Origin of the sequence: Streptomyces sp. LX-29 (assembly GCF_029541745.1) — a bacterium.
In the GTDB taxonomy this organism is placed as follows: domain Bacteria; phylum Actinomycetota; class Actinomycetes; order Streptomycetales; family Streptomycetaceae; genus Streptomyces.
In genome coordinates this window covers 1,645,224-1,658,117 of sequence record NZ_CP089746.1, presented here as the reverse complement: position 1 = coordinate 1,658,117, position 12,894 = coordinate 1,645,224, and the positions used below count along the sequence as shown (strand labels likewise).

Annotated in this window: 11 protein-coding genes; 5 read left to right on the top strand and 6 right to left on the bottom strand. The window is 73.4% G+C overall.

All coding sequences use genetic code 11. From position 1 onward, the window contains the following. Positions 1-4 precede the first annotated feature (4 nt). Positions 5-349, bottom strand: coding sequence for a MerR family transcriptional regulator (locus LRS74_RS07255; RefSeq protein ID WP_277740222.1), 345 nt, complete (start codon positions 347-349; stop codon positions 5-7). 173 nt (positions 350-522) lie between these two features. Between LRS74_RS07255 and LRS74_RS07250 the strand changes: the two genes are divergently transcribed. Beyond that, complete coding sequence (locus tag LRS74_RS07250; RefSeq protein WP_277740221.1) at positions 523-1,326, top strand: aminotransferase class IV family protein; 804 nt, start codon at positions 523-525, stop codon at positions 1,324-1,326. Positions 1,327-1,361: 35 nt separating this feature from the next. Here LRS74_RS07250 and LRS74_RS07245 read toward each other — a convergent pair whose 3' ends face one another. Further along, entirely contained in the window at positions 1,362-2,561 is a 1,200-nt protein-coding gene (locus tag LRS74_RS07245; protein ID WP_277740220.1) for a magnesium and cobalt transport protein CorA, read from the bottom strand. Between the two features lie 384 nt (positions 2,562-2,945). On the opposite strand from LRS74_RS07245, the gene LRS74_RS07240 reads away from it, so the two are divergent. Then, positions 2,946-4,079, top strand: a complete 1,134-nt coding sequence (locus tag LRS74_RS07240; protein ID WP_277740219.1) for a winged helix DNA-binding domain-containing protein — start codon at positions 2,946-2,948, stop codon at positions 4,077-4,079. 52 nt (positions 4,080-4,131) lie between these two features. Continuing rightward, on the top strand, positions 4,132-5,382 hold the full coding sequence (locus tag LRS74_RS07235; protein WP_277740218.1) for a GNAT family N-acetyltransferase: 1,251 nt from the start codon (positions 4,132-4,134) through the stop codon (positions 5,380-5,382). A 182-nt stretch (positions 5,383-5,564) separates the two neighbouring features. On the opposite strand, the gene LRS74_RS07230 is transcribed toward LRS74_RS07235, so the two are convergent. Beyond that, positions 5,565-6,464 (bottom strand): LuxR family transcriptional regulator, encoded by a 900-nt coding sequence (locus LRS74_RS07230; protein ID WP_277740217.1) that lies wholly within the window; start codon positions 6,462-6,464, stop codon positions 5,565-5,567. 115 nt (positions 6,465-6,579) lie between these two features. On the opposite strand from LRS74_RS07230, the gene LRS74_RS07225 reads away from it, so the two are divergent. Both LRS74_RS07225 and LRS74_RS07220 read left to right on the top strand, forming a co-directional pair. Then, the gene (locus tag LRS74_RS07225; protein ID WP_277740216.1) at positions 6,580-8,268 is read left to right on the top strand and encodes an AMP-binding protein; all 1,689 of its coding nucleotides are present in this window, start codon (positions 6,580-6,582) and stop codon (positions 8,266-8,268) included. Continuing rightward, a complete protein-coding gene (locus tag LRS74_RS07220) occupies positions 8,265-9,974 on the top strand; it encodes an AMP-binding protein (protein ID WP_277740215.1) in 1,710 nt (569 codons plus the stop codon). The genes LRS74_RS07225 and LRS74_RS07220 overlap by 4 nt, the downstream gene beginning before the upstream one ends. A 24-nt stretch (positions 9,975-9,998) precedes the next feature. Here LRS74_RS07220 and LRS74_RS07215 read toward each other — a convergent pair whose 3' ends face one another. From LRS74_RS07215 to LRS74_RS07205, 3 genes are all read right to left on the bottom strand, one after another. Next, entirely contained in the window at positions 9,999-10,961 is a 963-nt protein-coding gene (locus LRS74_RS07215; RefSeq protein ID WP_277740214.1) for a neutral zinc metallopeptidase, read from the bottom strand. A 60-nt stretch (positions 10,962-11,021) separates the two neighbouring features. Next, complete coding sequence (locus LRS74_RS07210; protein WP_277740213.1) at positions 11,022-11,984, bottom strand: alpha/beta hydrolase; 963 nt, start codon at positions 11,982-11,984, stop codon at positions 11,022-11,024. Positions 11,985-12,129: 145 nt separating this feature from the next. Beyond that, positions 12,130-12,858, bottom strand: coding sequence for a hypothetical protein (locus tag LRS74_RS07205; RefSeq protein WP_277740212.1), 729 nt, complete (start codon positions 12,856-12,858; stop codon positions 12,130-12,132). Between the last annotated feature and the right edge of the window lie 36 nt (positions 12,859-12,894).

Here is a 12,894-nt window from a genome sequence, read left to right as displayed (position 1 = left end):
GGGCTCAGGGCTGCGCGAGGTAGCCGGCGAGCGTGGAGCGGCTGCGCTGGAGGCCGTGGATGCGCTCGTCCATGGCGGCCAACTCCCGGTCCAGGAGGGCCCGCAGGGGCGCGCACCAGTCGATGCCCATCCGCTCGCCCTCGGTGCACGGCAGCACCACGCGGATCACCTCGGTGGTGAGCCCGGCGTCCAGCAGGGCGCGCACCTGCCGGACGGTGACGACCGACTCCTCGTCGTAGTGGCGGTAGCCGTTGGGGGCCCGCCGGGACTCCAACAGCCCCTGCTCCTCGTAGTACCGCAGCAGCCGTGCGCTGACCCCGGTACGCCGGGACAACTCCCCGATCAGCATGTGACGCGCCCCATCCGCCTTGACCTTTCCACTGATGTGAAGCCCTAACGTCGCTCCACGAGCGGAGATTCCGCGCCCGCCGTCCGCGGCGCCGGCGTCGGTCCCGCCCGGTCGCCGTCGCCGCGCCCGGGCCCGTTCTCCCGAACCTCGACCTCGTACCGCTGGAGTGACCCATGACCTCTTTCGTCGTTCACCGCAACGGCCGGCCGGCGACCGCCGAGGAGTTGGCGCCGCTCGCCTTCGCGGGCTACGCCCACTTCACGGCCGCGCAGGTGCGCGGGGGGCGGATCCGCGGCCTCGACCTCCACCTGGAGCGGCTGCGGACCGCCTCCAAGGAGCTGTTCGGCCGGGCCCTGCCCGACGACCGGGTGCGCTCCTACCTGCGGGCGGCGCTGGAGGCCGGCCCGGACGACCTCTCGCTGACGGCCACGGTGTACTCGCCGGTGGGCGAGTTCACGGCGACCGGGGGCGAGGCGGAGCTGGAGGTGCTGGTCCGCACCGGACCGGCCGCGTCCGGCCCGCGGGGCCCGCTGGCGCTGGCGACGGTCGAGTTCGAGCGCGTCCTACCGGCCGTGAAGCACGTCGGCGAGGTGGCGAAGACGTACTTCCTCCGCCAGGCCGTCGCCCGGGGCTTCGACGACGCCGCCTTCGTCGACCGCCGGGGCCGACTCAGCGAGGCGTCGATCTGGAACCTGGCCTTCTGGGACGGCTCCGCGGTGGTGTGGCCCGAGGCCGAGATGCTGGGCGGCAGCATGATGAGCATCGTCCGCCGACAGCTGGACCGCCTCGACGTCCCCCAGCGCGTCCAGGAGATCACCCTCACCGACCTGCCGACGCTCTCCGGCGCCGCGGTCATGAACTCCTGGACCCCGGGCATCGCCGTCCACCGGATCGACACCGTCCCCGTCCCCGAGGCCCCGAGCTTCATGGAGCTCCTCCACCGAGCCCACCAGGCGGAGCCCCGCACGGCCCCGTGAGCGGGTCGGCTCACCGAAGGATGCTCAACGGTCGCTCAGAGCCAGTCGCGCTTCTTGAAGATCACGTACAGGCTCGTGCACACCACGGCCATCAGCAGGATCGCGAACGGGTAGCCGCCCACCCAGTGCAGCTCCGGCATGTGGTCGAAGTTCATGCCGTAGATGGTTCCGACCAGCGTGGGCGCGAACAGGATGGCGGCCCAGGAGGAGATCTTCTTGATCTCTTCGTTCTGCTCTATGCCCGCCTTGGTCATCGCCCGCATCTCCTCGTTCTGCTGCTGGGTGACGAGGGTGGCGTTGACGGCGAGGATGTCGGTGAGGGCGGAGCGGAAGCCGTCCACGCGTTCGCTGGAGTGGGTGACGTGGTCGGCGACGTCACGGAGGTAGCGCTGGAGCTCCTCGTCGGTGCCGTACTTGTCGAAGCCCGCCATCAGGGCGCGCAACATGCCCACCAGGGGGCGGGTGGCCCGCTGGAACTCGACCATCTCGCGGGAGAGTTCGTAGATGCGGCGGGACACCTCGGGGTCGCCGCGGAAGACCTCGGTCTCGATCTCGTCGATGTCGTTCTGGACGCCGGCGACCACCGGCGCGTAGCCGTCGACGACCGCGTCGAGGATGGCGTAGAGCACCGCCTCCGGGCCCAGCGCCAGCAGCTCGGGGCTGGCCTCCATGCGGCGGCGGACCGCCGACAGGTCGGGGGCGGCACCGTGGCGGACGGTGATCACGAAGTCGGGGCCGACGAAGACGTGCAGCTCGCCGAAGTCGACCTCCTCGGGGGCGTCGAGGTAGCGGGCGGCGCGCAGCACGACGAACAGCGTGTCGCCGTAGCGCTCCAGCTTCGGCCGCTGGTGGGCCTCCATCGCGTCCTCGATGGCCAGCTTGTGCAGGTCGAACTCGTCCGCCAGCGAGTGCAGCTCCGCCTCGCTGGGCCGGTGCAGCCCGATCCACGCCATGCTGCCGTCGGCCTCCTCGCGCAGCCGCCGGTAGGTGGCGGCGAGGGTGCCGGGCGTCGCCACCCGTCGTCCGCCGCGGTAGACGGCGGCCTCGACCACGCTGCGCGCCGCGGGCGCGGGATAGCCGGGGGTCTCCGAGTCGCCCGCCGGCTCGGAGGCCGGAGTGGGTGGGGGAGGGGTGGAGCCGCCGTTCGCGCGCGAGCCACCGGGGCGCAGCCAGGAGTGGTGCTTCTTCGCCTTCGGCGTGAGCGGGAAGCGGGGGCGGGCACGGCGCTCGGACATCGGGGTCCCTTCACGGGTACGGGCACGGGGGCGGGGGTCGCCGGGCTTACCGCGTGGCACCACCCTCCGGCCGTCGGCCGTGCGGTCCGCCGGCCAGCGGATCGCTGATCCGCCGGCCGGTCCGGGACTCCGCGATCCCGGGTCCGCGCTACGGCCGGGCCGCCGTGGTGCCGAGCGGTATACGACTGGGAGGTTCGGCGCTCATCGCGGACCCCACCTCCTGTCGTGCTCGTCCAAACGCTCTGCCGGCCCCGGACGGGCCACGGGCAGGATATACGTCCGATATGGCCGAGGCCCGGCCGCACCCCGGGCCGCCGGAGTGGGAGCGCGAGTCGGGTGGCTTGCGGACGGAAGCTGTCCGCAAGCCGCCGTAGCGTAGGGATCATGACGAAGACCGGGAAGACCGACGCGCCCGTCCTGAGCACGCGCGAGCTCAACCGCGCCACCCTCGCGCGCCAGCTGCTGCTGCGCCGCGCCGAGGGCGACCCGCTGGACGCCGTGGAGCACCTGGTCGGCCTCCAGGCGCAGAACGTCAAGCCGCCGTACTACGCGCTCGCCGCGCGGCTCGCGGGCTTCCGGCCCGAACGGCTCTCGGAGCTGCTTGCCGATCGCGCGGTCGTCCGCATCGCCCTGATGCGCTCCACGATCCACCTCGTCAGCGCCGGCGACTGCCTGGCCCTGCGGCCGCTGCTCCAGCCGGTGCAGGACCGGCTCTTCCGTGGGAACCAGGGCAAGCGGCTGGGCGGAGTGGACCTGGCCCGGCTGGCGACCCTCGCCCGCGAGCTGGTCGAGGAGCAGCCGCTGACCTTCCAGGCGCTCGGGGAGGCGCTGCGCGCGCACTGGCCGGACCGCGACCGACAGGACCTCGCCATGGCGGCGCGCGCTGCGCTGCCGCTGGTCCAGGTGACCCCGCGCGGGCTGTGGGGCCGGAGCGGGCCGATCGCCCACACGACGGCCGAGACCTGGCTGGCGGGACGCCCGGCCACCGAGTCGGAGCCTCCGGACCTCCCCGGGATGCTGCTGCGCTATCTGGCCGCCTTCGGCCCCGCCTCGGTCAAGGACATGCAGACCTGGTGCGGGCTGACCCGGCTGCGCGAGGTGGTGGAGGGGCTGCGGCCGCGGCTGCTGAGCTTCCGGGACGAACGCGGAGTCGAGCTGTTCGACCTGCCCGAGGCGCCGCGTCCGGACCCGGAGACCCCCGCCCCGCCCCGCTTCCTGCCGGAGTTCGACAATCTGCTCCTCTCGCACGCCGACCGGAGCCGCGTCGTCAGCGACGCCTACCGCGGTCGCGTCTGGCAGGGCAACCAGGCGTTCCGCAGCTTCCTGGTGGACGGCTCCGTCCGCGGCCTCTGGCGGATCGAGACCAGCGGCGGCCCCGACGGTCCGGCGACGATGGTCATCGAGCCGTTCCAGCGGCTGAGCCGCGCCGAGCGCGTCGCCGTGGAGGACGAGGCGGCCGGGGTGCTGGCGATGACCGCCCCCGAAGCCCGCCACGACCTCGAAATCGCCAAGGCTTGACGGCCGGAAAATCGGATGACGGCGCAGAATTAGGCGAGTTAACGTCCGAACCATGACCTCGTTGGACTTTCGCACGGTCCCCGATGCCCATCTCGACCGCGCGCTCGACCTCGCCTATCTCGTCTTCCACGACAAGGTCGAGGAGGAGAAGCGCAAGACCCACCTCGACTTCATGCGGCGCTGCGAACGGGTGGGCGCATACGACGGCGACCAGCTCGTCGGACTGCTGGGTGCCCTGCCGCAACAGCTGTCCGTCCCCGGGGGCGAGCTCCCCTGCGCGGGCGTCACCTTCGTCTGCGTCGCGCCCACCCACCGCAGGCGCGGCGTGCTCACCGGAATGATCGACGAGCTCTGGCGCCGCTGCGCGCGTGCCGGGCAGCCGATCGCCGCCCTCTGGGTCTCCGAGGCGTCCATCTACGGGCGCTTCGGCTTCGATCCCGCCACCCGCTCCTCCACCGTGGAGATCGACTCCGCCCGCCCGCTGGCGCTGCGCATCGACGCCGACGAGCGCCCGCTGCGGTTCGTGGACGCCGAGGCCATGCCCGCGCTGCTCGGCCCCTTCCACGACGGGCAGCGCGCCCTCCGCGCGGGGCGCATGGCGCGTGACGAGCACTGGTGGCGCGAGGAGTTGATGAACCCGGACAACCAGGAGGACGACGGCTTCGGCCCGCCGCGCACCGTCGTCATCGGCGGCGACGGCGGCACCGACCCGGACACCGTGGCCGGTTACGCCATCTACCGCACTCGCGGGGGTGACGACAGCGCGGGGACTCCCGGCACGGTCGACGTCTACGACGTGGAGGCCGAGTCCGCCCCGGTCGCGGCCGCCCTGTGGCGCTACCTCGCCTCGATCGACCTCACCGAGAAGGTGCGTGCCTGGGGCCGGCCCCTGGACGACCCGCTGCTGCTGTTCGCCGCCGACCGCGACCAGGTCCGCGTCGTCCAGGAGTTCCCGGCGCTGTGGCTGCGTCTGGTCGACGTCCCCGCCGCCCTGCGGGCGCGCGGCTGGGCCGCCGACGTCGACCTGGTCCTGGAGCTGAGCGACGCCCGACTGCCCGCCAACGCCGGCCGCTTCCGCCTCACCGCGACAGCCGACGGGGACGGGGTGACGTACGAGGCGACGGACGACGCGCCCGACCTCGGCCTGGACGTCCGCGAGCTCGCCGCCTGCTACCTCGGCGGCACCCGGCTCGCCCACCTGGTCCGCGCCGGCCTGGTCACCGAGCACACCCCGGGCGCGGCCGACCGACTGGACGCCGCCCTGCACACCGAGTGGCTGCCGCACACCACGGACGAGTTCTAGGCCGACGGGGGTGCCGGACGGGTGTACCGGAGGGGTGGCGTACCGTCCGACGGGTGTCGTACCGTCCGTCGGGCGACGTACGCCCGACGTTCGACGTACGCCTGACGGGCTCCAGGGGTCCGGGGGCTGCCGACCCCCGGACCGCACCCGCCGCGGCGGCGCCCCCTCCGCGGGATCGGCCCCTACGGCAGCAGCCCCGCCCGTCGGGCCTCGACGACCGCCTGGAGTCGGGTGTGCGCCCCGAGCTTCCGCATGGCCGCCCGCAGATAGCTCTTCACCGTCTCCGGCCGCAGCCCGAGCCGCTCCGCCGCGCCCGCGTTCGTCTCGCCCGAGGCCACGCACGCCAGCACGTCCAGCTCGCGCGGGGAGAGCGTCACCCGCGGTCCGCCCGGCTCCTCGCGGGCCCCGGCGGCGGGGTGGGCGGCGGGGGCGGCCGCGCGGGCCAGTCGGGCGCAGGCGGAGAGCAACTCCCCCCTCAGCGCCGCGTCCGGTATCCGCTGGGCCAGCGCCCGCAGCTCGCCGTGGACCGCGCGCACCTCCTCCCAGGCCGCCGCGCGATCGGCCTGACGGCCGGCGGCCGGGTCGGCGGCCGGGTCGGTGTCGAAGGGGCCCCGCGCCACGGCCAGCAGCCGCCGTGCCTCCTCCCGCACCGCCAGCGACTGCTCCAGCTCGCGGGCCGCCTCCACGGCGGACGCCAGCGCGCGGTCGCCCAGCGGCATGGGCTGGCGCACCGCTCCGTACAGCACGCCGCGCACCCGGCGGCGCACCACCACCGGAACCGCCAACATGGCCCGCAGCCCCTCGGCGGCCACCGCCGTGTCGTACTCGTGGCTGATGACCCGTGAGACCGGGTAGTCCGGCACGCACAGGGGGCGACACAGCGTGGCGGCCTTGCCGCCGAGGCCGTTGCCGGTGGTGATGGCGAGTCCCTGGAGCGCCGCGGTGGTGGTCCCGACCAGCTCCGAGATGCGGAACTGGCGGGTCCCGGCGAACAGCCCGCCGAAGGCGACCGGCACCCCGCCGGCCCGGCGCAGCCGCAGCAGCGCCGCCCGCATCTCGACGGCCGCGCCCGACTCCGTCATGGCGCCTCCTCCCCCGACCCCGTCGCCGACAGGCCACTACCCCCGTTAGGGGGTGGTGAGACTCAGATCACTCGTCGCACGATGCTAGCGAGCACGACGGCAATGAGGAGGACATGTGACAGCAACGAATCCGTCCGCCGACTTCCGCGCCGCCCGGGACTTCCTGCTACGGCACCGGGAGGACTACGCGACGGCGTACGAAGGATTCAGCTGGCCGCGCCCGGAGACCTTCAACTGGGCCCTGGACTGGTTCGACCGCATCGCCGAGGGCAACGACCGCACCGCGCTGCACCTCGTCGAGGAGGACGGCCGGGAGACCCGGCTGAGCTTCGACGCGCTGCGCCTCCGGTCCGACCGGGCCGCCAACTGGCTGCGCGCCCGGGGCGTGCGGGCGGGGGACCGGATCGTCGTCATGCTGGGCAACCAGGTCGAGCTGTGGGAGACCGCGCTCGCCGCGATGAAGCTGCGCGCCGTGGTCATCCCCGCCACGCCGCTCCTGGGACCGCTGGACCTCACCGACCGCATCGAGCGCGGCCGGGCGAGCCACGTGCTCGTGCGGGCCGTGGACACCGGCAAGTTCGCCGAGGTCCCCGGCGACTACACCCGGATCGCGGTCGGCGCCGGAGAGAACCCGCCGGAGGGCTGGCTGCGCTACGAGGACGCCTACGACGCCCCCGAGGCGCAGGGCCCGTTCACCCCCGACGGGGTGACGGGGGCGCGGGACCCGCTGATGCTCTACTTCACCTCGGGGACCACCGCCCGGCCCAAGCTGGTGGAGCACACCCACACCTCGTACCCGATCGGCCATCTGGCGACGATGTACTGGATCGGGCTCAAGCCGGGCGACGTGCACCTGAACATCTCCTCGCCGGGCTGGGCCAAACACGCCTGGTCCAACCTGTTCGCGCCGTGGAACGCCGAGGCCACGGTGTTCGTCTACAACTACACCCGCTTCGACGCGGCCCGGCTGATGGCCGAGATGGAGCGGGCGGGCGTCACCACCTTCTGCGCCCCGCCCACCGTCTGGCGCATGCTCATCCAGGCCGACCTCGGCCAGCTGCGCACCCCGCCCCGTGAGGCGGTGGCCGCCGGCGAGCCGCTCAACCCGGAGGTCATCGAGACGGTGCGGCGCGCCTGGGGCGTCACCATCCGGGACGGCTTCGGCCAGACCGAGACCGCCGTCCAGGTCGCCAACACCCCCGGCCAGCCGCTCAAGACCGGTTCCATGGGCCGCCCCACCCCCGGCTTCACCGTCGCCCTGCTGGACCCGGTGACCGGCAAGCCCGGCGACGAGGGCGAGATCTGTCTGGACCTCTCGGCGCGCCCGGTGGGGCTGATGACCGGCTACGAGGGCGACCCGGAGCGCACCGCCGAGGCCATGGCCGACGGCTACTACCGCACCGGCGACATCGGCAGCCGCGACGCGGACGGCTACATCACGTACGTGGGCCGCGCGGACGACGTCTTCAAGGCGTCCGACTACAAGATCTCTCCCTTCGAGCTGGAGAGCGCGCTGCTGGAGCACGAGGCGGTCGCCGAGGCCGCCGTGGTCCCCGCGCCCGACCCGCTCCGGCTCGCCGTGCCGAAGGCGTACGTCGTGCTCGCCGCGGGCTGGGAGGCCGGACCGGAGACCGCGCGGGCGCTCTTCGCGCACTCCCGCGCCGTCCTCGCTCCCTACAAGCGCATCCGCCGACTGGAGTTCGCGGAGCTGCCCAAGACCGTGTCCGGCAAGATCCGCCGCATCGAGCTGCGCGAGCACACCGCGCGGGGCGGCGGCGTCGAGTTCCACGAGGAGTCCCCATGACCACGGCGCTCTCCTACGCGAGCGGGCCCGGCACCACCCCGTTGCTGGGCGACACCATCGGCGCCGACCTGGCTCGCGCCGTCGAGCGGTACGGGGAGCGGGAGGCGCTCGTCGACCTGGCGAGCGGACAGCGCTGGACCTACGCGGAGTTCGGCCGGGCCGTGACCGGGGTCGCCCTCGGGCTGCTGGCCAAGGGCGTCGGCAAGGGCGACCGGGTCGGCATCTGGGCCGTCAACCGCCCGGAGTGGGTGCTGACGCAGTACGCCTGCGCCCGCGTCGGCGCCATCATGGTCAACATCAACCCGGCCTACCGGGTGCACGAGTTGCGGTACGTGCTCCAGCAGGCCGGCATCTCGGTGCTGATCTCCTCCGTCGAGCACAAGACCAGCGACTACCGACGGATGGTGGAGCAGGTCCGCGCCGACTGCCCCGCGCTGCGCGACGTCGTCTACCTCGGCGACCGCACCTGGCAGGGGCTGATCGCCGCCGGCGCCGAGGTCCCGGAGGAGCGGCTGGCCGAGCGCGAGGCCCGGCTCTCCTGCGACGACCCGGTCAACATCCAGTACACCTCCGGCACCACCGGTTTCCCCAAGGGCGCCACCCTCTCCCACCACAACATCCTCAACAACGGCTACTTCGTGGGGGAGGCGGTCGGCTACACCGAACAGGACCGGATCTGCGTGCCGGTGCCCTTCTACCACTGCTTCGGCATGGTCATGGGCAACCTCGCCGCCACCAGCCACGGCGCCTGCGTCGTCATTCCCGCGCCGTCCTTCGACGCCGCATCGACGCTGCGCGCGGTCGAGCGGGAGCGCTGCACCTCGCTCTACGGGGTGCCGACGATGTTCATCGCCGAGCTGGACCTGCCCGACTTCGCCTCGTACGACCTGTCCTCGCTGCGCACCGGGATCATGGCCGGGTCGCCGTGCCCGGTGGAGGTGATGAAGCGGGTGCTGGCCGAGATGCACATGACCGAGGTGTCCATCGCGTACGGCATGACCGAGACCTCCCCGGTCTCCACCCAGACCCGACGCGACGACGACCTGGAGCGCCGCACCGGCACGGTCGGCCAGGTGCTGCCGCACATCGAGGTCAAGGTGGTGGACCCGGTGACCGGACTGACCGTCCCGCGCGGCACCAGCGGCGAGCTGTGCACCCGCGGCTACTCGGTGATGCTCGGCTACTGGGAGCAGCCGGAGCGCACCGCCGAGGCGATCGACGCGGCGCGCTGGATGCACACCGGAGACCTCGCGGTGATGGGCGAGGACGGCTATGTGCGGATCGTGGGCCGGATCAAGGACATGATCATCCGGGGCGGTGAGAACGTCTATCCGCGCGAGATCGAGGAGTTCCTCCACACCCACCCCAAGATCGCCGATGTGCAGGTGGTCGGGGTCCCGGACGAGAAGTACGGCGAGGAGATCCTGGCCTGCGTCATCCTGCGCGACCCCGCCGAGCAGCTCGGTCGCGACGAACTCGCCCGCTACTGCCGAGGCCGGCTCGCCCACTTCAAGGTCCCCCGCTATCTGCGGATCATGGACGCCTTCCCGATGACCGTCAGCGGCAAGGTGCGCAAGGTCGAGCTGCGCGAGCAGGGCGCCCGCTCGCTGCGGCTGCCGCCGGGGACCGACCCGAGGCCGGTGCCCGCTCCCGCCGGCGCCCCGCGCTCGGAAGCCGCCCCCGAGGCGCGGCGGGACCCACGCTGAGCCCTCGACCGGGGTGCGGGGCCGTCAGGAGTTCGGCAGGCAGCCCCGCACCCCGGACTCCGCCCCCTTGTTGAAGAAGGAGATGCGCTGGCCGGCGTCGCCGTGGTCGGAGGTGTCGGTCCAGGGGGTGGCGTCGGCGAGCTCGGTGAGCGCGTCGGAGAGCTCGTCCGTGTCACCCTCCTCGAACCGCAGCGTGCCGTCCCGCGCCGCGCCGAAGAGCACCGCGCCCGCCAGGCAGTCCGCCTGGAGCTCGCGGGCCACGCTGACGAGTCCGGCGTTGAGGCGGTTCTGCACGGCGTGTCCCCACTCGTGGGCGATCACCAGATAGACCCAGGCGTCACCCTTGCCATGGCCGTCCCGCATGAGATCCATGTCCCAGGCCACATAGTCGCCGTCCGAGCAGTAGACGGCGTTGTCGTCCGGCAGCGGGCTCCCGCCGCAGGTCGGGACGTCGGCGGCCGCCCCGTCGTACGCGCCCAGCACGCGGGGGGCGCTGTACGACCCGGTGAACAGCTCCGGCCAGTGGGTGGACCAGTAGGCGTCGGTGACCTGGAGCGCCGAGTCGATGTCCTGCTCGACGGAGTCGGCACCGCCGTCGGCCGCCGCGCCGTCCTCGCCGGTGGCCGTGTCCTCGGAGCCGTCTCCCGTCTCTCCGTCGCCGCCGTCCCCGGTCTCTCCGTCTCCCGTGTCGCCGTCTCCCGTGTCTCCCTCCCCTGTGTCTCCGTCCCCCGTGTCGCCGTCCTCGGATCCGCCGTCCGTGGACGCGTCCTCCGGGGCCGGGTCCTCGGCTGTCCCGTCGCCGATCGAGGGGTCCTCGGCGGCGCCCGTGTCGTCCGTCGAGCCGGTGCTGCCGGTGGTGGATCCGTCGGCCCGGCCCGGCGGACCGTCCCCGCCGTCGCCTCCGCCGCAGCCGGCGACCAGGGCGAGGACGAGGACGAGCAGCGCCAGCAGTCGCGCCGGGGTGCCTATGGGTCGGGGGGAGGGCATCGCGGTCTCCAGGTGGGGTGCGGAGAGTGGGGGGAGTCCCCCAACCGAACCCCCACGCCGTCAAGAACGCAAGGAAAGTCGGTCGATGTACGCAGCAATGCGCAGGGACACGTCGTGCGGCCGTTCCAGGAGCATCGCGTGGCTGGCCCCGTCCAGGGTCTCGACGGTGATGTGCGGGTGGCCGGCGGCCAGTTCGGACAGGACGCCGTCGAGGCCGCGGACGTAGGCCGCCATCAGCTCGTCGAACCAGGCCAGTTCGCCGCCCTGGCGGACCAGTCGCCCGGCCCGGAGGATCAGCAGCGGACAGGACAGCCGTCGGTAGAGCGGCGGCAGGTCCAGACGGTGCATCCGGTCCAGCATCTCCAGCCCGGCCTCCCGCTCGGGGCGGAGATAGCGTCGGCCGTCCGGGGTCTCCGCGACCGCGCGGGCCGCTCCCTCCTGCATCAGGGCGGCCGGGATCCCCAGCCGCTCGCCCATCGCCATCTGTTCTTCGAGGACGGTCTCGAACACCTCGGCGGGCAGCACCCGGCCGGCGGCGGCCGCGGTGATCTCCCGAACCCTGGCCATGCCGCGCAGCGCGGTCTCCCGGTCCAGACCGGCGTACAGCTCGGGCACCCCCTCGTTGTGGCCGTCCAGGTTGACCACCGCGGGGGTCTCCGGGTGCGCGTCCGCGTAGACGGCAGCGAGCATCCCGCCCAGGGAGTGGCCGACGAGCGCCGCGTCGGGGATGTCGCACGCCTCCAGGACCGCCGCGATGTCGCCGAGCACCGCCGGGATGGTCCACGGGCCGGCGTCGGAGTGGCCGTGGGCGCGCAGATCCATGGCCACGACGCGGTGCCGGCCGGCGAGCTCGGGGGCGATCGGGGACCAGTCGGCGAGGGTGCGGCCGGCCCCGTGCAGGAGCAGCAGCGGGACGCCGGCGCCGCCGAAGTCGCGCACGGCCAGACCCACCGGGCCGTGGTGGACCGTGCGTTCGGTGAAGTCCACGCCGAGAGCGGAGGGAGTGCGGAGGTGTGGGGGCATGCCGAATCGCTCCAGGGCGTCGTGGCGGTGGGGTCGGCCACCACGCTACGGCGGTCTCGGCAGCCAGAGATCATCCCCCGGTAGGTGGCGCATCGGCCGCGCGGTGGAGCACGATGAACGAGGGTCAGTCCCTCGACGGACCCTGTCAGAGCTCCGGCGGCCCCATGCGGATCAGGTCGTCCGCGGCGTCGTTGACCGGTTGCGGAGTGCCGGTGAGGTCCATGACGAAGAGCGGTACGCGCAGCTCGTCGGCGCGTCTGCGGGCGTCTCTGGAGTAGCCGGCCAGCGAGAAGAAGACCCCGATCGCCGAGTCGTTGAGGCCGTTGAGCCACAGGCATTCCACATCGCGCACACCGGTGGGCCGGGTGGTCGGGTCGATCTGGGCGACGATCCCGGGCCCGCAGAGATCGACCCCCGAGGCCGTGTGGTCCTCGGGCCGCCGCATCCCGGAGAAGCCGAGCCATTTGAGGTACTGCCCGGCGGCGGTGATGGCGTCCCGCGCGGTGCGGATGGTCACGGGCCGGAAGGCGGGGCGCAGCACGGCGGAGCTGGCGGAGGCCGGCCCGGTGGCGCCGGGGCCGCCCGCGGTGGCGAGGTCGCGGTCGGGGGTGCCGGGCGCGGGGACCACCGGCACCCGGAGCACCGTGCCGCAGGGGCAGCCCAGTTCGGGCTGCGGCCACTGCTCCAGGCGGCGACAGCTCGGGCAGCGCACGGCGACCCAGGAGTCCAACCAGGTGCGGTGGCGCACGGGTTGAGGCGTGGCGTCGGACAGGGGAAGGGTGAGCGGGGCACCGCACGCGCACGGGAAGGTGGGCGGGGTGAACGACTGCTCGTGGCGGCACACGGGGCAGCGCACCGGCACGCTGTCAGGCATCTGAGGCTCCAGCGAGGGGTTCGTGGAGAGGCGGGG

Coding starts and splice junctions, on each gene's coding strand:
- LRS74_RS07255 (WP_277740222.1), bottom strand. CDS start 349: ATGCTGATCGGGGAGTTGTCCCGGCGTACCGGGGTCAGCGCACGGCTG.
- LRS74_RS07250 (WP_277740221.1), top strand. CDS start 523: ATGACCTCTTTCGTCGTTCACCGCAACGGCCGGCCGGCGACCGCCGAG.
- LRS74_RS07245 (WP_277740220.1), bottom strand. CDS start 2,561: ATGTCCGAGCGCCGTGCCCGCCCCCGCTTCCCGCTCACGCCGAAGGCG.
- LRS74_RS07240 (WP_277740219.1), top strand. CDS start 2,946: ATGACGAAGACCGGGAAGACCGACGCGCCCGTCCTGAGCACGCGCGAG.
- LRS74_RS07235 (WP_277740218.1), top strand. CDS start 4,132: ATGACCTCGTTGGACTTTCGCACGGTCCCCGATGCCCATCTCGACCGC.
- LRS74_RS07230 (WP_277740217.1), bottom strand. CDS start 6,464: ATGACGGAGTCGGGCGCGGCCGTCGAGATGCGGGCGGCGCTGCTGCGG.
- LRS74_RS07220 (WP_277740215.1), top strand. CDS start 8,265: ATGACCACGGCGCTCTCCTACGCGAGCGGGCCCGGCACCACCCCGTTG.
- LRS74_RS07215 (WP_277740214.1), bottom strand. CDS start 10,961: ATGCCCTCCCCCCGACCCATAGGCACCCCGGCGCGACTGCTGGCGCTG.
- LRS74_RS07210 (WP_277740213.1), bottom strand. CDS start 11,984: ATGCCCCCACACCTCCGCACTCCCTCCGCTCTCGGCGTGGACTTCACC.
- LRS74_RS07205 (WP_277740212.1), bottom strand. CDS start 12,858: ATGCCTGACAGCGTGCCGGTGCGCTGCCCCGTGTGCCGCCACGAGCAG.